The sequence below is a fragment of the Variovorax sp. 10N432 genome (genome assembly GCF_056394465.1).
The window spans coordinates 1-18,619 of the sequence record NZ_JBFTHX010000050.1; the positions used below are offsets into that span (position 1 = coordinate 1).

Consider the following 18,619-nt stretch of genomic DNA (forward strand, 5'->3'; position numbering starts at 1 on the left):
TTCGGCCTGCTGGCGATCCGACGCCAGGGCATCTACTTCGCGATGATCACGCTGGCGCTGGCGCAGATGGTGTTCTTCGTCGCGCTGCAGGCCAAGTTCACCGGCGGCGAGGACGGCCTGCAGGGCGTGCCGCGCGGCAAGCTCTTCGGACTGGTCGACCTGCAGAACGACCTCACGATGTACTACGTCACGCTGGTGATCGTGGTGGCCGCCCTCCTGCTGATCGTCCGCACCATCCATTCGCCCTTTGGCCAGGTGCTGAAGGGCATCAAGGAGAACGAGCCGCGCGCGCTCTCGCTGGGCTATGACGTGAGCCGCTTCAAGCTGCTGGCCTTCGTGATTTCGGCCGCGCTGTCGGGGCTCGCCGGTTCGCTCAAGACGCTGGTGCTGGGCTTCGCGACCTTGTCGGACGTGCACTGGAGCGCCTCGGGCCAGGTCATCCTGATGACCTTGGTCGGCGGGCTCGGCACCTTGTCGGGGCCGCTGGTCGGCTCGGCCGTGGTGGTGCTGCTCGAGAACAAGATCGGCGAGCTGGGCCACCTGCTGGCCCGCATCACGACCGTCGACTGGTTCAACACGCTGGGCGAATCCGTGACCATGGTCACGGGGCTGACTTTCGTCGTCTGCGTGCTGGCCTTCCGAAAGGGCATCATGGGAGGCGTGGATGCCTGGCTGAGGCGGATTCGACGTTGACGCCAGAGCGGTAAGGCTTGCCCAGACTCAACATTGCGCCCCTTCTCTCGGCAGCTGGCGTTGTGCATCAAAATCGCGAGCGTCAGGAGCGCGGGGGTATGCAACTGACCTTTCTTTCACGGGACATGAGTTCACCCTGGACATCCGAGGGCTCGTGAACTGCGTGCCAAGGCTGGGCCGGGCCGTTGGGCAAGCCCCCTGTCGCTGCGCGCCAGGAAAGTTCGCGTCCAACTAACTCAGAGGGTCTTGGATCAGCTTTTCCATCGGCTGCCCAGCCAGTACTCGCCAAGGAAGTTACTTAGCAGTGGATGCGGCACAGTTGCTTTTGGTTATTGACAACCAGACGGCGAGAGCGGCGAGAGAGGAGAAGGTAGGCAGGCCTAGGGGATGGGTGAGCGGGCGCGGACGGACATCGCGTGGTGCGCGCAGCGTTTCGTGGGGCGGCCCATGCCGTCGCGGCATTGGCCAGATTCGCCTTTGGTCTTTGCGTTGCTGTTGAAAGCTGGCTAAGGTAGCGCGTCAGCCCTTCGAGAGCGTTCGGCAATGAGCCGACGCGTGATGTGTGCGGGCTGGTGCGTCAAACATGTTAAGCAGCCGACCGATAATCTCAGCCCGGTGCGGCTCTACCAAAAAAGGAGACTAGATCTTGATCCAGGCAGACTACTTGTTGAGTGGTGGCACAGTCGTCACCGTGGACGGTCGGCGGCGCGTGATTCGTGACGGCGCGGTGGCCATTAGTGGTGCCATGATTGTGGCTGTAGGCAAGCGCGAACAGCTCGCGCACACAGTGGAAGCAAGGAACGAGGTCGATTGCTCGGACCAGCTGATTCTTCCGGGCTTTGTCAACTCCCACGTGCACTTCTATCACACGCTACACCGGGGGCTGACGCCCGAGCGCCTGCGCTCTTGGGACTGGTCCAACTTCGTGCACGGAAAGATCGCGCCGGTGTTGACGGCCGAGGACGAGGTGGCAGGTGGGCTCGCCATCCTCATCGAGATGCTCAAGTCGGGTACAACCACCTTCCTGGAAGCCGGGTCGTACAACCCGGCCGCGGTCATCGAGGCGATCAGCCGTGTGGGGATGCGTGGCCTTATGGGTCGCCGATCGTTTGACCAGGCGATCCTGGGCCACGGCATGCTGATGGAAGATACGGAACAATGCCTTAGCTGCAACAAATCCTTCATGAGGAAGTACCGTGACGGCTACAACGGTGGCCTGGTCAAGGCGTGTGTCGATGTGGTCGGCCTGGGCCGCTGCACCGACAAACTGTATGTCGAATCGAAAGCGATGGCCGACGACTTCGGGACGCTGCTGAATTTCCACCTGGCCGCCTTCCCGGAAGAAGTGGCTCACATGCGCAAGACAAAAAACATGGGACCGGTGGAGCACCTGAACCGGCTGGGCGTGGCCGGCCCCAATGTGGTCTATGTGCACATGGTCCATGTCTCAGACGACGAGGTGCAGATGTTGAGCGACACAGGCTCGAATGTCGTGCATTGCCCTGCGACGGCCGTGAAGCTGAACTGCGGGCTGTTCGAAAACGCCAAATTCCCCAAGATGCTGGAGCGGGGCGTGAACGTGTGTCTGGGCACTGACTGCTCCGATTCCTCGAATCATGCCGACATGATTCGTACCATGCACCTGGCCGCTCTACTACCTAAAGAGTACTGCGGCGACCCCGCGGCGGGAACGGCCGAGACGGCCATTGAAATGGCCACAATCAACGGCGCCCGGGCATTGGGCATGGACAAGGAAATCGGCTCGCTGGAAGTCGGCAAGAAGGCTGACGTTGTCCTGCTCGACATGCTGCGGCCGGAATGGGCGCCTAACCACAACGAGCTCCAGAACCTGGTTTATTCGACCGTCGGAGATGCCGTCCGAACCGTGTTTGTCAACGGCCGCATTCTGCTCAAGGACCGGAAGGTCCAGACGGTCGACGAAATTGACGTGATCCGGCGCTGCAATGCCGCTGGTCAGGGTGTGCTCACGCGCAGCGGCGTGTCCATCGACACGCGTTGGAGCTTCGAGTGAAAACCCCCGCGGCGCTCGCGCGCACTTTGAGCAGTGTAAAGTGAGAGAGTCTGAACTAGTCGCCGGATCTTGCCTTGGAGCTGCGTCAACTCAAGTACTTCGTCGCCGTCGTCTCGTCGCGAAGCTTTAGCGCGGCAGCCGAAATCCTGCACATCGCACAGCCGGCGCTCAGCCGTCAGATCCTCGCGCTGGAGGATGAGCTCGGCGTGCAACTGCTCATCCGGAAGGCCCGAGGCGTCCAGCCCACTTCGAGCGGCCTGCGACTTTTCGAGCACGCTCAGAAGATCAATGCGCACATCGCGAGCCTGAAGTTCGAACTGGTCGCGCCTCGCGAAGGGGTCACGGGCCATGTCACCCTAGGCCTTCCGCCGTCGCTGTCCTTCCTGCTCGCCGGTCCCCTGCACACCGTAGTAAGGGAGAAGTATCCTGGCCTGGTGCTGCGCGTCATCGAAGGCTTGAGCGTCTTCATCGTTGAGTGGCTGGAGGTGGGACGCATCGATGTCGCCGTCCTGACCAGTCCATCGCGCTCCCGGGCGATCGAAGCGCGTGGCGTGTTCGACGAGGAGCTGGTGCTGGTGGCGGCGCCGGAAATGGTTTTGGGGTACGAAGGGGTCGTGCGGATCGAGGAGCTTCGCAGGTTTCCTTTGGCCGTAACTCATGGCTTCCGGGTGGTCCTGGAGCCATGGCTCGTCATCCATCGTGTGGAACTCGACTATGAAATGGAGTTGGACAGTATCCACGTGGTGCTGAGCATGGCGATGGAAGGGCGGCTCGCGACCATCGCTCCGTACAGCACTGCCGAGCCGCACATTTCGGCCGGCAGGCTCGGTTTTCTACGTCTGGAGCCGGCGGTCAAGCGCATCGTAGCGCTTGCGCGCAGCGCTAAACGCGAAGTCACACCAGCGATCGAAGCAGTCGAAGGCCTCGTGCTCGAAGAGCTGGCTCGCTTGCCGACGCAGCTTCCCTCGGCGCAGTAGAGGCGCTGACTCCGATTGCGGAGCTGGCATCGCCCGCAGCGGCAGTGCCGTCCGCTGGGATGGACACGCCAACTCGCCGCTGGAACCGCGCCGTTCTTGAAGGCACCCCTTTGCCAGCCCAGCCGCGCGCACGACGAGCGCGTCGAGCCAAGGAGAGCCTGCTGCCCGTCATTACTTCAAGCGGGCACCAGCGAGCGGGCGCGACAAGCGAATGCGATTCGTGTTGTTCGGAAGTTATGGCTAAGCCAATTGCGCATAGCTCCGATCGCGATTCGGTCTTTGTGCGCCTTCGGACCAGCTCGTAAACTCCCTCGCATACCGCGCAAAAGGACTGGCGGACTCGGTCCAAATATCGAAGGAGACACATGAAAAGTTCAATGAGAAAGGTCGGCTTTGCCGCGACCGTCGGAACCATGATCGAGTGGTACGACTTCTTTATCTACGGTACGGCTGCAGCGCTGGTTTTCAATCGCATTTTCTTCCCGCAGTTCGATCCGCTGGTAGGAACGATGTTGGCTTTCGGTTCGTCAGCAACGGGCTTTCTGGCCCGCCCAGTCGGTGCGTTGGTGGCTGGGCACTACGGCGACYGGGTCGGCCGAAAAGCGCTGCTGACCGCTACGCTGCTGATAATGGGTCTCTCGACGCTGCTCATCGGGATGCTTCCTACCTATGACCAGATCGGAATCTGGGCGCCGGCTGCTCTCCTGATCCTTCGCCTCGCGCAAGGCTTTGCGACCGGTGGCGAATGGGGCGGTGCCGCACTTATGACTGTTGAGCACGCAGGTGGCAGGCGCCGCGGTCTGTGGGGTAGCCTGATCACTGTCGGGATCATGTCAGGCTTGGTCCTGGCCTCCCTCGTCTTCAGCCTGGCGTCGCTGCTGCCCGAGGAGAAGTTCATTGCGTGGGGATGGCGCCTTCCCTTCCTGATGAGCGCGGTGCTGGTTGCCGTAGGACTCTATATACGCCTAAGCATTTCCGAGTCTCCCGAATTTTCCGCCGCCACAGAGCGCGGTTTGCGGGAAGACCGCCCTGCCGTTGCGGCACTGCGTGAATGGAGAAGCATCCTGGTCGTCTTCTGCATCCGAGTGGCCGAGAGCTTCAGCTTCTATATTTTCGCTGCATTCAGTCTCACCTATGTGGCGACGGTAGTTGGACTGCCCAAGAGCATTGTGCTCAACGCGATCCTGGTTGCAGCCCTGATCGAATGCGTTACCTGCGTGCTGTACGGGCATTTGGCCGACCGAGTCGGCAGTAAGAACGTGCTTTTGTGGGGGCTCTTCTTCCAGGCCGCGCTCGCATTTCCATTCTTCTGGCTGCTCGAGAGCAAGGCGCCAGCCATGATATTTGTAGCGCTGGCGCTTGGTTTTGCAGTCGGTAACGCGGCAATCTCTGCAGTGCAGCCGGATTACTTCGCCAGATTCTTTCCCGTGGCGGTGCGTTACAGCGGTATTTCGATTGGGCGAGAAAGCGCATCCGTCATCGGCGGGGCATTCGCACCCGTCATCGCCACAGGGTTGGTCTCGTGGTCCGGCGGTTCCGGGTGGGTGGCAGTGTGCATGGTGGTCACGAGCACGCTGGGCATCCTTGCCATCCTAGTTGCTGAGCGAAACAACCTCTTCCAGCGTCAGCCCGGTTCAGCGACCGTTACCGACAGTCCTCGAAAGAACCTTTCTGCGTTGACTCCCTGACCCATTCCCACACCACCCTTTGAATCAACAAAGCCTACCCATTCACGTACTAAGGAGAAAAAACATGACTCAAACTCAACCAAACTTCTCGGACATCCTGTATGAAGTCAAGGACCAAGTAGCCTGGGTTACGATCAACCGTCCCTCGATCCACAACGCTTTCCGCGAGCAGACTCTGGACGAAATGATCGCGGCGCTGAGTTCCACCAAGGACGACCCGTCCATCGCTTGCGTGGTCATCACGGGTGCCGGCGACAAAGCCTTTTCCGCGGGCGGCGACTTCTACGCGATGCGCCGCCTCAATTTCACCAATGGCGCGATGTGGAACGACCGCATGCAAGGCGTTGCCATGACGATTCGCGGCCTGTCCATTCCGGTGATCGCAATGGTAAATGGATGGTGCATGGGGGGCGGCCACGAACTTGCCCTGTGGTGCGACTTGGTCATCGCCTCCGACAGGGCAGTGCTTGGGCAGAGCGGTGCCAAGGTGGGTGCATGCCCGACCGTGGGCGCGACCCAATATCTTTCTCGCATTATTGGCGAGCGATTGGCGCGGGAGATGATTTTCCTGGCGCGGCGCTTTACCGCAGCCGAAGCCGCGGACATTGGGCTGATCAACAAGTGCGTGCCGCACGACGACCTGCTCGAGGAAACGCTCAAGTGGTGCGCTTCGATCAAGGATCACAGCTCGCAGACCATTCGGCTGACAAAGAAGAGCTTAAACTTCGAGTCGGATCAGCTTTACGCATCGTGGCAGCACGGCATGGAACTATTGGCCCATGTCTGGGGCTCGGAAGAGTGCCTGGAGGGCATGAATGCATTCCTCGAAGGCCGCAAACCCGACTTCCAGAGCTTCCGGCTCAAAAACAAAGACCAGGTCAAGGCCTACCTGGAAGGGCTCGCTCAGGATCTGAACAGCCCCCCGTCGCTGCGTCGACAAGCTTCCTGAAACTGGGCACCCCATGAACTCCCAGACCGAAGGTCGACCGGGTCCGCTAGCGGGTGTACGGGTGATCGACCTGACCCGCATCCTCGCGGGACCCCTGTGCACCATGCAGTTGGGGGACCTCGGAGCAGAAATCATCAAGATCGAGGCACCCGGCGGCGACGATACGCGCCAATGGGGTCCCCCCTTCGTCGACGGCGAATCGGCCTACTTCCTGACCTTCAACCGGAACAAGCGCAGCGTGGTTCTCGACCTCAGCACGGCCGACGCGCTGGCACAACTGAAGGAACTCATCAGGACGTCCGATGTGGTGGTCGACAACTTCAAGACGGGAACACTGCGTCGGTGGGGCCTGGACGACGGTTGGTTCGAGCTCAACGCGCCCAGGGTTATACGCTGCAGCATTACCGGCTATGGCACCTCCGGGCCAAATGCCGAACTGCCAGGCTACGACTTCATTCTGCAGGCGGAATCGGGCCTTATGAGCCTTTGCGGGGAACCTGATGGCCGGCCGATGAAGTTCGGTATCGCCGTCGTGGATATCACGACCGGCCTGCTGGCCTTCAATGGCATCGTTGCGGCACTCTATTCGCGGACCCAGACCGGCAAGGGGCAGAAAGTGGAGGCCTCGCTATTCGAGTCCGGACTTTTTCTCCTGGCCAACGTTGCGGGCAACGCAATTGCAACCGGCGCTCCTCCTAAGCGCTACGGGAACGGCCACCCGAACATCGTGCCATACACCACCTACCAAGCGCAGGATGGAGCCATCGCGGTGGCGGTGGGCAACGATCGGCAGTTCGAAAGGCTTGCGCGTCTGCTGGAAATGCCAGAGGTGGCCGCGGAGCCCCGCTTCGCGACCAACGCCCTGCGGGTCGCGAATCGCGATGAACTGGACCGTGTCATCGGTGCTGCGATAGCGGTTCGGTCGGCGGATCACTGGATCGGCCGCTTGCGCGCGGAAGGCATCCCCGCCGGCAAGATCAACACGGTTTCCGAGGCGCTCGGTGACCCTCAGTGCGAGGCCAGAGAGATGGTTCTGCCGATGCCGCTCGCCTCGGGAGGCAGCGGCCGGACGCTTGGATTCCCCGTCAAGTTTTCGGCAACGCCGGCGGCCATTTCCCGTCCCCCTCCCTTGCTGGGTGCCCACACCGACGAGGTGCTGGGATCACTGAGAATTCAAAGCGCGAGCCATGTTTGACCACGTTTCGCATGTCGCCATCGCCGTACCGGACCTCGAAGCGGCCAGGCGCCTGTGCCGGGATGTCTACGGTCTGCCGATCAGTGAGATTTCCGAGAATCGCGATCAGAAGATCAGGATGTTCCACGTCACGCTGGAAGGTCGGACCGGCGTTGAGATCATGGCGCCAACGCAACCTGATAGCCCGATCGGAAAGTTCCTTCAGCGCAACCCCAGCGGCGGTATCCATCACATCTCCTTCGGCGTCTCCGACCTCGATGAAAGCCTGGGTGCGCTGGGCGTTGCCGGTGTGAGCCCGCTGGGCGGAGCGTCCTCGAAGAACGTCTTCGGCCAGAAGATGGCGTTCCTGCATCCGAAGAATTTTCTCGGGGTGCTTGTCGAGCTTGAAGAGTCATCCCATGAATAAAGTGCTGGATAGCTTCGAAGAAGCTGTAGCGGACATCTCCGACGGAGCCACGGTCCTTGTCAGCGGGTTTAGTGGCGCCGGCGTTCCTTCCGGGCTCATTGGCGCATTGCTCGACCAGGGCGCCCGCGACCTCACGCTGGTGCACAACAATGCAGGCAACGGCCGGGAAGGCGTGGCCCGACTTCTCGCTGAAGGCCGTGTGAGAAAGATCATCTGCTCCTTCCCGAGGTCCTGGCAATCCGATGTGTTCGAAGGCCTGTACCAGCAAGGAAAGATCGAACTGGAATGCGTCCCCCAGGGGACCCTTGCGGAGCGCATCCGCGCCGGCGGGGCCGGCATTGCCGGCTTCTTCACGCGAACAGGTTACGGGACCCTTCTGGCTGAGCGCAAGGAGACGCGCATCATCGACGGCGTCGGCCATGTACTCGAAACTCCCATCGTCGGCGACTTCGCATTGGTCAAAGCCCGCCGCGCCGACCGTTGGGGCAACCTTCAATATCGGATGGCCGCACGAAATTTCGGCCCGGTGATGTGCATGGCCGGCCGGACTACGATCGTGGAGGTCGATGAGATCATGCCCCTAGGGCACCTAGACCCCGAAAGCGTCGTGACCTCCGGCGTGTTCGTCCGCCGCGTCGTGCGAGGCCTGCGCTCTGGCGTGGCAATGGAGCAAGCTGCATGAGCAACCCTAAAGGTCTGGATCGCAACCTCATTGCGCGCCGCGTGGCCCGCGACATCCCCGCCGGTTCAGTGATCAACCTGGGCATCGGCATGCCCGAGCTGGTTGGCAACTTCCTGAGTTCTCCCGATATCCTGGTTCACACGGAGAACGGCGTGATCGGCTCGGGACCGGTCCTGGAAGACGGGGACGATGCCGACATGGATTTGATCAATGCAGGCAGGCGCCCCGTCCGATTGGTCAGGGGCGGTCACTTTGTCGACCATGCCGATTCCTTCGCGATCGTGCGGGGCAGACACCTGGACATCACGGTGCTTGGTGCCTTTGAAGTATCCATGCACGGCGATCTCGCGAATTGGTCGACGGGTAAGCCAGGTCAGGCGCCGTCGCCGGGGGGCGCCATGGACCTCGCCGTCGGCGCAAGGAACGTGCTGGTGATGATGGACCTTTTCGCACGCGACGGGTCGCCCCGCCTTGTGGACCAGTGCAAACTTCCAATCACTGCAGCCCAGGTCGTCAAACGGGTCTATACCGACCAAGCGGTGTTCGAGATCACGGCAACGGGCGTGCGCGTGCTGGAACTCTTGGAGGGATGGTCCTTGATGAGCTTGCAGGAACGGCTGGGCTTCACGCTGCGGACGTCGGCAGAGGGCGCTCGGCCGTACACGGGGACTTGAATCAAGGTGGTACTTGCCGATGGCGGGGCGCTGCCAGGCCACAGGTCGGCGCCCACATCACCGCATACAGCGCATCGCCCGGCGCATCCTTGAGCGGATCGCGGCCCAGCCCCCCCGTCCGTTTCATGTGCTTGATGGCCGGTTCGATGGCGCTGCGCTGCTTGATCATCGGCTCGGGCGTCTTGGTGATGCCTCGCCACTGTCTCGAGCGCAGGATATGCACGCCATCGATCTCCACCCCGATCGGCACTTCAAATTCGCCGCCCGTGGACACGCAAACTGGCGATGCAGATGCCGGCGACGAAACCCGGGCAGCACCGGTTCTACAGCGCTCGCTTGTTTGAACTCGGCGTGACCTGCTTCGTCGGATCGCCCCGAGGATGTTGGTGGTCGACGAGGTGCATCATTCTCTGGCGGGCAGCTACCGTGAGCAAGGCGCATCACTCAATCTGCTGAAGTATCTTGCGAACGATCTGCGCCTGAGCGTTGTGTTGGTCGGCACGGACGATGCGCCGATTGCCTTGCCAAACGATGCGCAAATGAGTAGCCGTTCACTCCGTTCGAATTGCCGCGTTGGCGTGAGAACGACGAGTTCCGGCGCTTTCTTGCCGCCTTCGGCAAATTGCTTGCCTTGCGCAAGGCCTTGGAGCTGACCGAACGTGAGGTCCTGCAGTTCATACTGGTCGCCAGCGCGGGGCTTGCAGGGGAGGTGGTGCGCATACTCAATGAAGTGGCCGAACTTGCCAGCCGAGTTTCTGCGGAGAGCGTCTCACTGGCGCATCTGGACTATGTGGCAAAGGTGCCTGCTTGAACTGCCCGTGGCCCGTCGCGCCGAGGCCATTCCCGGAGGAGGCGATGGCCACCCTGGCTGCCATCGCGGCGCGCGGGCACGCCAGCTCTTCGCCCATTGAAAGGCAAGGCCGCAGTCATGCGGACTTACCGTCGAAACGGGCGTCGCGCTATTGCCAAAGTGCGCACTTGGTCTCTGATTTGGAGGTGTAGGCGACGTCGCCAGGGGTTGTCGCCACAAGGTTGTAGTAGTCCCAGGGGCTCTTGGAAGCAGCAGGCGTTTTGACTTGCATAAGGAACATGTCATGCACCATGCGTCCGTCAGCGCGCACGTAGCCATCACGTGCATACATGTCGTTGACCTTGCGCGCCTTCATCTGCTGCATCACCTTGTCGCCATCGTCCGAGCCTGCTGCCTTGACGGCGTCGAGGTAGAAGCGCGTTGCCGAATAGTCCGCCGCCTGCAGCGACGTTGGCATCTTCTTGAACTTCTGAAAGAAGGGCTTGGACCACTCACGTGATTCGGGCGTCTGGTCCCAGTACCAGTTGTCGGTCAGATAGAGGCCTTGCGCGACCTTGAGGCCAAGCGCGTGAACATCGTTGATCTGCATCAGCGGCGCCACGATCTTCATCGTCTTTGAGACGCCGAATTCGTTGGCGGCCTTCACCGCATTGATGGTGTCAGAACCCGCATTGGCCATGCCCAGGATCTGCGCTCCACTGGATTGGGCCTGCAGAATAAAGGACGAAAAGTCGCTGGCGGAAAGCGGTGCCCGTGCCGCGCCGAGGACCGTGCCCCCTGCAGTCTTGATGACAGCGGTTGCGTCGGCCTGCAACTGCGTCCCGAATGCATAGTCGGCCGTCAAGAAGAACCAGGTCTTGCCGCCGCTCTTGACGATAGCCGGTGCAGTTCCCTTCGCGGTGGCAACTGTGTCGTAAGCATAGTGGACCGTGAACGGCGAGCATTGTTCATTGGTTAGCGCGGACGTGCCGGAGCCGATGGCGATGAACGGCTTGCGCTTTTGTTCTGCCACCTTTGCCATGGCCAGAGCGGCGCCTGAGTTTGTGCCCCCTATGAGCATGTCCAAGCCTTGTCTATCAAACCACTCTCGCGCCTTGGAGGAGGCGATATCCGTCTTGTTCTGGTGGTCAGCAACGAAGAATTCAATCTTCTTCCCAGCCACTGATCCGCCGGCGTCTGCGATTGCCTGCTTGATCATCTCGGCGCCGATCGGTCCATCGATGTCGAGATAGGGCCCTGACATGTCGGTGATGAATCCGATTTTTATGACATCGTCAGAAATCTGCGCATACGCAGAAGCGCCGACCGCCGCGAGGCAAATAATGCCCAGCGGGGCGGCGCGCGAAATCGTCTTAATTATCATGATTGTCTCCGGAATTCGATGGTTAATGCGACGGCAACTCGGCAAGCTCGATCAGTACATTGCCCGTCGCCTCAGGATCCAAAAAGCAGATTCTCGAATTTCCATGGCCAGCCATCGGTGCGCTTTGCGCCAAGGCAACCCCTTTTTCCTTCAATTCACACATCGCCGCGTCGATGTCATCGACTTCAAAGCAGATGTGATAGAGGCCGCGGCCGTGTTCGGCAATCCGCTTCGCAACGATTGACTTCGCGGTGACAGCTTCAAGGAGTTCAATGTAGGTTTCGCCTGCGGGGAGCATGGCGAGCCGGGTGTCGTGTCCGGTTAGTTCTTCCACATATTCAAGGGGCAGGCCAAGCTTGTCCCTGAATAGGCTGATCATTTCTTGGAATTGGTCAACTGCAATTCCGATATGTTCAATTCTTTTGATTTTCATGCTTTTTGTCTCCATGAGAACTAGGTACAGTTTGTCCTCCATCTTGGCCCTGAAGTCCATACGTAGGCTGAAGTTTTGGTAGACCGAATTGCAACATGAGCCATGCCTATTCGGTCTACGCATCGCGAGTGCCGCCGCCGCATCCCAGTCCCGACCGCCCGCGAGGGCGACAGCGGCGTCGGTTTCGGCGAAGAGCAGCCAGGCTGAACGCGTCGTCGCATCGAACTGCATCCTCATGGTCGGCACGGCGGAGGCGACGAAGCCGCCAACAGTGGGCGCCCCGCAGGCTCCACACCGATCAGGCTGGGTGGAAGGCTGTCAATTGTCGAAACTGCATGATGAACGCTCGTTTCGCTTCGGGTGGTCGACGCATGCCTGCGGCACATAGCTACCGCCGCGAGGGGGGTGTCCATTCCATCAGGGCCTGTTTACCCTGCTTTCATGGCGCAACCCTTCGGACAAGGCGGCAAAAGGCCGCACTCGTCGTTACGCGCCTTGCCCATGCGTCGGCATGGACTGCGGCACGCGCCCGGATTGCGGCCTTTTGCTGCCTTGCGGCACCCTACAAGCAGGGTGAACGGGCCCTGAGGCGGGGGCGGGCAGTTTGTCGTGTCGCCTGACAACCTGATCCCGAACTTCGTTGGACAGCTTCGAGCGCCGGGCGATCCGAACGGGTCGGATCAGTTGTCAGCGGAGGAGGCAAGGTGATCTGCAAGTACGGCGAATACGGGGTCAGTCGGGAGGCGCTTCAGAGCCGGCAGATGCATTGAAACCGAAAGATTCATAGGTTTGCCGCATAAACCGGTCCGAATATTTGTCCGCCTCCCCGCGTGCGAGATTCAATTTCGGATCGTCGGTCGTGTTCAATGGGCCCAATGAGAAAGCGGATGTCCTGCGACCGGACTTCGAAACGCCTTGATGACATTTCCATGGGTGGTGCCCAGATATACGGTCTTCAGATCCTTTCCGCCAAATGCAAGGCTTGAGATCGGAAGCACGAATTTGCCGGTGTTCGAGCCGAGCTGTTCGAGGCTGAGCCGTCCGTCTTGGTATGAGCGCTCGATCGCATTGACAGTGGACGCATCATGGTCTTCCAGGACGATGCGCGCATGGCCCTGGGGATCGATGCGGTACAGGCGATTGCTGATGATGCTGGTCACCCAGAGATGGTTTTCCGAGTCGAACGCGGCGCCGTCGGGGAATGCGCCGGCGCTCAGTTCGCAGAACACCTCGGGAGACCCGATCGTGCCCTGACCCAGCGGCACGCGGCTGATGCGCCGGCCGAATGTCTCGACCACATACAACGCCTTGCCATCGGGCGCCAGGCGGCACTCGTTGGTGAAGCCGAAGCCCTCGGCAACAATCCTTGCGCCCTGTTGGTCAGCCATCACGACGAACCCGTCCCGGACCTGCTGGTTGTAGGCCAGCGTTCGCGGCTTGGTCTGCGTACTGATAGATATCCAGACGCGTTGTTCGTGGTCGACCGCCACATAGTTGGCGGCGGAGAGTTCACGTCCGTCGACTTCCATCAGGAAAGGTCTCATGTCGCCACTCGGTGTGATCTCCCAAACGCCACCCTCTGCGCCCATGTTGGCCATGAGAAGGCTCCCATCGGCGCGAAGCGCGATGCCGTTGGGTGTGAAGCCGTTCTTTCCTTGACCCAAGATCCTGCGTGTCCCATCCGGCTTCAAGTGCACAACGCCCGTGGGACGGTGCGACACGAACATGCCCGAATCGCGTGTGCACAAGATGCACTCGGGCCTGTCCATGCCTTCGTAGGCGGTGGAAATCATCGAAGGTGAGATCTGAGCGGGTTCCATGAACGGTCTCCTTGAGGCCGATCACTTTACCGACGCAAGCTACCGCGCGACGCGGCTGTTCTTTGCGTTCTTCGAACATATCCTATGCACGAATCGAGACGCACCAGACGTCTTGCCGTATCTATGATTTGCCGCACAAATTCTGATCCGGAGACAACCACATGCCCCTCTCGAAATCCTTCGTGCGCGCCTGCCTTGGCGCAGCGTTGTGCCTGACACCGTGGCTGATGGCCCAGGCCCAGGGCGATAGCGGACCGATCCGTCTTGGCATCCTCAGCGATCAGAGCGGCCCGTACTCAGCCATCGGTGGCAAGGGGTCCGACGTGGCTGTTCGGCTCGCGATCGAAGATGTTGGAGGTAAGGTGTTGGGGCGTCCGGTGGAATTCATTTCCGCCGATCACCAGAACAAGGCCGAACTGGCCACTTCGCTCGCACGGCAGTGGATCGACGGCGGGCGCGTCAATGCCATTGTTCAGGGCGGCGGCACATCGGTGGTCGGCTTTGCGCTCAAACAGGTGGGCCAGGAAAAGAAGACCATCACGATGGATGCCGCGTCAACCAGCGTCGACCTGGTGGGAAAAGCCTGCACTCCCTATGGGTTCCAGTTCGCGTTCGATACGTACTCCATGACGAATGTGCCCAGCGCACAGATGGTTCGCCAGGGTGGGGGGAAGTGGTTCTTCATAGCGGCTGACTACACCTTCGGGAAAAACATCGTGCGCGATGCCCGTGACTTCATCGAGAAATCGGGTGGCAGCATCGTGGGCGTGGCCTCCGCACCGCTTGGCTCGATCGACTACTCGTCATATCTGCTTCAAGCCCGGAGTTCCGGCGCCGATGTGATCGGACTGGCTTTGGCGGGGACGGACCTGGTCAACGTACTCAAGCAGGCCGCCGAGTTCGGCATTGACTCCGGCAAGCAACGGCTGGTGGGTTTCTTCGTGATGATCACGGACGTGGTCGCGCTGGGTCTTGACAAGGCCCAGGGCATGACGATCGCGTCATCGTTCTACTGGGATCTGAATGACGAGACGCGTGCCTGGTCCAAACGCTTCATGAACCAGTACGCCGGCAAGGTGCCTTCGGAAGTGAATTCGGCCACGTATTCGGCCACGCTGCATTACTTGCGGGCGGTCGAAGCGGCAAGGACCACCGACGCCGATGCGGTCGCTGCAAAGATGCGCGAGATGCCCATCAACGACATGTACAACAAGTCGATTCAAATCCGCGCGGACGGGCGCGGGCTGCACGACATGTACTTGCTTCGGATCAAATCCCCGCAACAGTCGAAATACAAGTACGACCTGTACGAAGTGGTTTCTCGGGTGCCCGGTGTACAGGCCTATTCGCCAATGAGTGAGGCATGTCCTCTGGTCAAGCGCGACGGTAAGTCCTGATCAACGCATATGAACCGTTCCAGTGCCGAAACGCGCCTTGAACCCGTTGACCACATCTTGCGAGCGGAAGGGCTGACGCGGCGCTTCAATGGATTTCTGGCGGTGGACAGTGTTGATCTGGCCGTGCGGCGTGGCGGTGTGCATTCGCTCATCGGTCCGAATGGAGCTGGCAAGTCCACGCTGTTCAACCTGCTGACCAAGTTCGTACCACCCAGTTCAGGCCACATATGGTTCGATGGCCAACCCATCACCCAGATACCGCCTCACGAGGTTGCTTCGCTGGGTATGGTGCGGTCTTTCCAGATATCGGCGGTGTTTGCACTGATGTCCGTCCGGGAAAACATTCGCGTGGCACTGCAGCGCCGCCACGGCGGCACCTTTGCGTTCTGGCGCTCGGCTGCGACCCTGCGCGAGCTGGACGGCGAGATCGAAGTGCTGGCCGACCGGGTCCGTCTCTTGCCTTTTCTGGATGTGCAGGCAGGTGTTCTTTCCTATGGACAGAAGCGGGCTCTGGAGATTGCGACGACCTTGGCCATGAAGCCTCGGTTGCTGTTGCTCGACGAGCCCACCGCGGGCATGGGCAGCGAGGACATCGAACGAACCGCCGACCTGATCGAGGATGTTGCGGCCTCCGTGACCATTCTCATGGTGGAGCACAACCTGGCTGTCGTTTCCCGGCTGTCCCGTTGGGTATCGGTGCTGGCGAGAGGGCGCCTCCTCGCCGAGGGAAGCTACGCGGACGTGTCCGCCAACCCGCAAGTAATAGAGGCCTATCTGGGGCAGACGCATGCTTGAGAAGACGATCAAACGGTCGCCGGCGGGTGTGACGCTGGACACGACGAGTGCACGTCCCGCCGGACTCGCTATTCGGGAACTGGATGGGTGGTACGACGATGCCCACGTGTTGCACGCGGTGTCGCTGACGGTCCTTCCCGGTGAGGTCGTCACGCTCGTTGGGCGCAATGGCGCGGGAAAGACCACCACTTTGCGCGCGATCATCGGCTTGCTTCGCAAGAAGCGCGGATCGATCCGGTTTGACCATGCGGATATCGGTGGCTTGGGGCCACGCGACATCGCGCGGCTCGGCATTGCGTATGTGCCGGAAGAGCGTGGCATCTATGCGCGCCTGAACGTGCTTGAGAACCTTCGCCTCCCACCGGTGCTGCGACACGGGGGGATGACGGAAGCGCAGATATTCGCGCTGTTTCCCAATCTTAAGGAGCGGCTGTTAAGCATGGGAACGCAACTGTCCGGGGGCGAGCAACAGATGCTGGCCATTGCGCGCGTGCTCCGAACGGGGTCGAGATTCATCCTGCTCGATGAGCCGACCGAAGGGCTGGCACCCGTGATTGTCCAGAAGATCCGGGACACCTTGATGCAACTTCGATCCCTGGGCTACACCCTCCTGCTGGTGGAGCAGAACCTCCAGTTCGCTGCGTCGGTCACAGACCGGTACTGCGTGCTGGAGACGGGTCGAGTCGTCGACACGTTCGACAACCTGAATGCACCATATGCGCAGGCGCAATTGCGGCGCTATCTCAGCGTCTGACACACCCCGCATCCTCTCTTCATCTGTCTATTTGCCAGGGAAATTCATGTTCGATTTGTTCGGTGTGCCGATGACGGCTTTGGCCGGCCAGCTCATGCTGGGCATCATCAACGGGGCGTTCTACGCCATCCTCAGCCTGGGCCTGGCCGTGGTCTTCGGATTGCTGAACGTCATCAACTTCGCCCATGGTGCCCAGTACATGCTGGGTGCCTTGGTGGCATGGGTTCTTCTCGACAGTTGGGGCATCTCCTACTGGTGGTCATTGCTGCTTGCGCCATTGGCGGTGGGCGCCGTCGGCCTGGCGCTCGAAAGGCTGTTGATCGCCCGCGTGGCCTACGACCATCGCTACGGGATGTTGGTGACGTATGGCCTGGCGCTGATCGCGCAAGGACTGGTTCGCGATCATTTCGGTGCGGCGGGCTTGCCCTATTCGGTGCCGGAGGCGCTCAAGGGCGGTTTTGACCTCGGCCTTGTCTTTGCGCCTTACTACCGGGTCTGGGTGGTGGGCGCGTCACTCACTTTGTGCGTCTTGACCTACCTGTGCATCGAAAAAACCCAGTTGGGTGCCAACCTTCGAGCCGCCACGGAGAACGGCGCACTGGCGGAGTGTTTCGGCATCAACGTGAAGCTGTTGTCGACGCTCACGTATGGCGCCGCAGTGGCCCTGGCCGCCTTCGCGGGTGTGCTGGCGGCACCCATGTATTCCGTCAATCCCGTGATGGGTGCGGACCTGATCATCGTGGTGTTCGCCGTCATCGTCGTCGGTGGCATGGGCTCCCTGTCCGGCGCCGTCGTGGCGGGGATGGGACTCGGGATCGCCGAAGGTTTGACCAAGACCTTCTACCCACCTGCTTCAAACATCGTCATTTTCATCATCATGGCCGTCGTGCTGACGCTCAGGCCCGCGGGCCTCTTCGGGAGGGACAAGTGATGAACCGCTTGCAGCGTGGAAACGCCATCGCGTGGTGGTTGAGATGTGCCGCGTCTTCGGGTACGTGGCAGCTGTTCGCGGGACTCGCGCTCCTGCTGCTGATCACCCCCTGGTTCCTCTACCCGCTGTTTCTCACCAAGGTCTTGTGCTTCGCCTTGTTCGCCACAGCGTTCAACCTTTTGATCGGCTTTGGCGGCTTGATGTCCTTTGGCCATGCAGCCTTTTTTGGGACGGCCAGTTACATCGCGGCCTACGGCGCCAAGACATGGGGAATCCCACCTGAGCTGGCCATTCCATTGGCGGTGGCCGGTGCGGCGGCTTTGGGGGTTCCTATCGGCGCCCTGGCCATTCGCCGGCAGGGTGTCTATTTTTCGATGATCACCTTGGCGCTGGCGCAAATGGTCTATTTCCTGTGCGTGCAGTTGCCGTTCACAGGCGGTGATGACGGCATACAAGGTGTCGCCAGGCTGCCTTTTCTGGGCTTCTTCGAGCTGAACAACGACTGGGGCTCGTACTACTTCTGCGCGGTGGTCTTTCTGGCCGGCACCTGGTTCGCACACCGTGTGGTTCATTCCCCTTTTGGTCAGGTGATCCAGGCCATCCGGGACAACGAACCACGCGCAATTTCGTTGGGATACAACGTCTACCGGTACAAACTGACACTGTTCGTTCTGTCGGCCGGTCTCTCAGGTCTGGCGGGTGGCTTGAAGGCAACGTTGTTCCAGGTGGCCTCTCTGCCGGATGTGCACTGGTCCACGTCGGGTGAGGTGCTGCTGATCAGCCTGATCGGTGGCGTCGGAACCCAACTGGGTCCATTGGTCGGTGCGTTTGTGGTCATCGCTATCGAGCACTATCTCGCGCCCTTCGGATCGTGGGTGGCGATCACGCAAGGGGTCGCCTTCATCGCCGTGGTGGTGTTGTTTCCCAAAGGCATCGTGGGTTCGTGGGGTCGCCGTGCTCCGGGGCTGTTCCGGTCTCGTGCGCCGGCCGCAGTTCGCGATCCCGTCAATCAAGACTGA

The 18,619-nt window shown here is 60.7% G+C and carries 20 protein-coding genes and 1 pseudogene; 16 read left to right on the forward strand and 5 right to left on the reverse strand.

Annotated elements, in window-relative coordinates:
• The 9 genes from AC1DF3_RS32665 to AC1DF3_RS32705 form a co-directional block, all read left to right on the forward strand.
• The coding region (locus AC1DF3_RS32665; RefSeq protein WP_478142197.1) for a branched-chain amino acid ABC transporter permease at window positions 1–693 on the forward strand (693 nt) is incomplete at its 5' end.
• A gap of 646 nt (window positions 694–1,339) precedes the next feature.
• Complete coding sequence (locus AC1DF3_RS32670; protein ID WP_478142198.1) at window positions 1,340–2,725, forward strand: amidohydrolase family protein; 1,386 nt, start codon at window positions 1,340–1,342, stop codon at window positions 2,723–2,725.
• A gap of 74 nt (window positions 2,726–2,799) precedes the next feature.
• Complete coding sequence (locus AC1DF3_RS32675) at window positions 2,800–3,702, forward strand: LysR family transcriptional regulator (RefSeq protein ID WP_478142199.1); 903 nt, start codon at window positions 2,800–2,802, stop codon at window positions 3,700–3,702.
• Window positions 3,703–4,067: 365 nt separating this feature from the next.
• Entirely contained in the window at window positions 4,068–5,390 is a 1,323-nt protein-coding gene (locus AC1DF3_RS32680; RefSeq protein WP_478142200.1) for an MFS transporter, read from the forward strand.
• Between the two features lie 64 nt (window positions 5,391–5,454).
• On the forward strand, window positions 5,455–6,339 hold the full coding sequence (locus AC1DF3_RS32685) for an enoyl-CoA hydratase/isomerase family protein (RefSeq protein WP_478142201.1): 885 nt from the start codon (window positions 5,455–5,457) through the stop codon (window positions 6,337–6,339).
• A gap of 13 nt (window positions 6,340–6,352) precedes the next feature.
• Window positions 6,353–7,534: a CaiB/BaiF CoA transferase family protein gene (locus tag AC1DF3_RS32690; protein ID WP_478142202.1), complete on the forward strand. Its 1,182-nt coding sequence runs from the start codon at window positions 6,353–6,355 to the stop codon at window positions 7,532–7,534.
• Window positions 7,527–7,940: a methylmalonyl-CoA epimerase gene (gene mce, locus AC1DF3_RS32695; RefSeq protein ID WP_478142203.1), complete on the forward strand. Its 414-nt coding sequence runs from the start codon at window positions 7,527–7,529 to the stop codon at window positions 7,938–7,940. Before AC1DF3_RS32690 ends, mce begins: the two co-directional genes overlap by 8 nt.
• Entirely contained in the window at window positions 7,933–8,622 is a 690-nt protein-coding gene (locus AC1DF3_RS32700; protein WP_478142204.1) for a 3-oxoacid CoA-transferase subunit A, read from the forward strand. The genes mce and AC1DF3_RS32700 overlap by 8 nt, the downstream gene beginning before the upstream one ends.
• Window positions 8,619–9,296, forward strand: coding sequence for a CoA-transferase subunit beta (locus AC1DF3_RS32705; protein WP_478142205.1), 678 nt, complete (start codon window positions 8,619–8,621; stop codon window positions 9,294–9,296). Before AC1DF3_RS32700 ends, AC1DF3_RS32705 begins: the two co-directional genes overlap by 4 nt.
• Window position 9,297: 1 nt before the next feature.
• Here the strand turns inward: AC1DF3_RS32705 and AC1DF3_RS32710 are convergent, their stop codons facing one another.
• The gene (locus AC1DF3_RS32710) at window positions 9,298–9,570 is read right to left on the reverse strand and encodes a hypothetical protein (RefSeq protein WP_478142206.1); all 273 of its coding nucleotides are present in this window, start codon (window positions 9,568–9,570) and stop codon (window positions 9,298–9,300) included.
• Between the two features lie 106 nt (window positions 9,571–9,676).
• Here AC1DF3_RS32710 and AC1DF3_RS32715 point away from each other — a divergent pair, with 106 nt between their 5' ends.
• Both AC1DF3_RS32715 and AC1DF3_RS32720 read left to right on the forward strand, forming a co-directional pair.
• Window positions 9,677–9,949 carry a TniB family NTP-binding protein gene (locus tag AC1DF3_RS32715; RefSeq protein WP_478142207.1) on the forward strand — a complete coding sequence of 91 codons (273 nt, stop codon included), beginning with the start codon at window positions 9,677–9,679 and terminating at the stop codon, window positions 9,947–9,949.
• The gene (locus tag AC1DF3_RS32720) at window positions 9,862–10,107 is read left to right on the forward strand and encodes a hypothetical protein (protein ID WP_478142238.1); all 246 of its coding nucleotides are present in this window, start codon (window positions 9,862–9,864) and stop codon (window positions 10,105–10,107) included. Before AC1DF3_RS32715 ends, AC1DF3_RS32720 begins: the two co-directional genes overlap by 88 nt.
• A gap of 148 nt (window positions 10,108–10,255) precedes the next feature.
• On the opposite strand, the gene AC1DF3_RS32725 is transcribed toward AC1DF3_RS32720, so the two are convergent.
• The 4 genes and pseudogenes from AC1DF3_RS32725 to AC1DF3_RS32740 all read right to left on the reverse strand — a co-directional run bounded on the left by AC1DF3_RS32725 (window position 10,256) and on the right by AC1DF3_RS32740 (window position 13,723).
• On the reverse strand, window positions 10,256–11,470 hold the full coding sequence (locus AC1DF3_RS32725) for an ABC transporter substrate-binding protein (protein ID WP_478142208.1): 1,215 nt from the start codon (window positions 11,468–11,470) through the stop codon (window positions 10,256–10,258).
• A 22-nt stretch (window positions 11,471–11,492) separates the two neighbouring features.
• Window positions 11,493–12,026 (reverse strand): VOC family protein, encoded by a 534-nt coding sequence (locus AC1DF3_RS32730; RefSeq protein ID WP_478142237.1) that lies wholly within the window; start codon window positions 12,024–12,026, stop codon window positions 11,493–11,495.
• A gap of 54 nt (window positions 12,027–12,080) precedes the next feature.
• Window positions 12,081–12,155: pseudogene (locus AC1DF3_RS32735) on the reverse strand (DUF6988 family protein); the annotation flags it as partial.
• 611 nt (window positions 12,156–12,766) lie between these two features.
• On the reverse strand, window positions 12,767–13,723 hold the full coding sequence (locus AC1DF3_RS32740; protein ID WP_478142209.1) for an SMP-30/gluconolactonase/LRE family protein: 957 nt from the start codon (window positions 13,721–13,723) through the stop codon (window positions 12,767–12,769).
• A 161-nt stretch (window positions 13,724–13,884) separates the two neighbouring features.
• Here AC1DF3_RS32740 and AC1DF3_RS32745 point away from each other — a divergent pair, with 161 nt between their 5' ends.
• The 5 genes from AC1DF3_RS32745 to AC1DF3_RS32765 are packed head-to-tail and all read left to right on the forward strand — an operon-like array spanning window position 13,885 to window position 18,619.
• A complete protein-coding gene (locus AC1DF3_RS32745; RefSeq protein ID WP_478142210.1) occupies window positions 13,885–15,120 on the forward strand; it encodes an ABC transporter substrate-binding protein in 1,236 nt (411 codons plus the stop codon).
• A 9-nt stretch (window positions 15,121–15,129) separates the two neighbouring features.
• Window positions 15,130–15,915 (forward strand): ABC transporter ATP-binding protein, encoded by a 786-nt coding sequence (locus AC1DF3_RS32750; RefSeq protein ID WP_478142211.1) that lies wholly within the window; start codon window positions 15,130–15,132, stop codon window positions 15,913–15,915.
• Entirely contained in the window at window positions 15,908–16,669 is a 762-nt protein-coding gene (locus tag AC1DF3_RS32755; protein WP_478142212.1) for an ABC transporter ATP-binding protein, read from the forward strand. Before AC1DF3_RS32750 ends, AC1DF3_RS32755 begins: the two co-directional genes overlap by 8 nt.
• A gap of 46 nt (window positions 16,670–16,715) precedes the next feature.
• Entirely contained in the window at window positions 16,716–17,600 is an 885-nt protein-coding gene (locus AC1DF3_RS32760) for a branched-chain amino acid ABC transporter permease (RefSeq protein WP_478142213.1), read from the forward strand.
• Window positions 17,600–18,619: a branched-chain amino acid ABC transporter permease gene (locus AC1DF3_RS32765; protein WP_478142214.1), complete on the forward strand. Its 1,020-nt coding sequence runs from the start codon at window positions 17,600–17,602 to the stop codon at window positions 18,617–18,619. Before AC1DF3_RS32760 ends, AC1DF3_RS32765 begins: the two co-directional genes overlap by 1 nt.

What these genes read in the sequence shown, in the direction of transcription:
- AC1DF3_RS32725 (WP_478142208.1), bottom strand. Translation starts at nt 11,470, where the DNA reads ATGATAATTAAGACGATTTCGCGCGCCGCCCCGCTGGGCATTATTTGC.
- AC1DF3_RS32765 (WP_478142214.1), top strand. Translation starts at nt 17,600, where the DNA reads ATGAACCGCTTGCAGCGTGGAAACGCCATCGCGTGGTGGTTGAGATGT.
- AC1DF3_RS32745 (WP_478142210.1), top strand. Translation starts at nt 13,885, where the DNA reads ATGCCCCTCTCGAAATCCTTCGTGCGCGCCTGCCTTGGCGCAGCGTTG.
- AC1DF3_RS32715 (WP_478142207.1), top strand. Translation starts at nt 9,677, where the DNA reads ATGTTGGTGGTCGACGAGGTGCATCATTCTCTGGCGGGCAGCTACCGT.
- mce (WP_478142203.1), top strand. Translation starts at nt 7,527, where the DNA reads ATGTTTGACCACGTTTCGCATGTCGCCATCGCCGTACCGGACCTCGAA.
- AC1DF3_RS32755 (WP_478142212.1), top strand. Translation starts at nt 15,908, where the DNA reads ATGCTTGAGAAGACGATCAAACGGTCGCCGGCGGGTGTGACGCTGGAC.
- AC1DF3_RS32690 (WP_478142202.1), top strand. Translation starts at nt 6,353, where the DNA reads ATGAACTCCCAGACCGAAGGTCGACCGGGTCCGCTAGCGGGTGTACGG.
- AC1DF3_RS32685 (WP_478142201.1), top strand. Translation starts at nt 5,455, where the DNA reads ATGACTCAAACTCAACCAAACTTCTCGGACATCCTGTATGAAGTCAAG.
- AC1DF3_RS32730 (WP_478142237.1), bottom strand. Translation starts at nt 12,026, where the DNA reads ATGCGTAGACCGAATAGGCATGGCTCATGTTGCAATTCGGTCTACCAA.
- AC1DF3_RS32750 (WP_478142211.1), top strand. Translation starts at nt 15,130, where the DNA reads ATGAACCGTTCCAGTGCCGAAACGCGCCTTGAACCCGTTGACCACATC.
- AC1DF3_RS32760 (WP_478142213.1), top strand. Translation starts at nt 16,716, where the DNA reads ATGTTCGATTTGTTCGGTGTGCCGATGACGGCTTTGGCCGGCCAGCTC.
- AC1DF3_RS32700 (WP_478142204.1), top strand. Translation starts at nt 7,933, where the DNA reads ATGAATAAAGTGCTGGATAGCTTCGAAGAAGCTGTAGCGGACATCTCC.
- AC1DF3_RS32740 (WP_478142209.1), bottom strand. Translation starts at nt 13,723, where the DNA reads ATGGAACCCGCTCAGATCTCACCTTCGATGATTTCCACCGCCTACGAA.
- AC1DF3_RS32705 (WP_478142205.1), top strand. Translation starts at nt 8,619, where the DNA reads ATGAGCAACCCTAAAGGTCTGGATCGCAACCTCATTGCGCGCCGCGTG.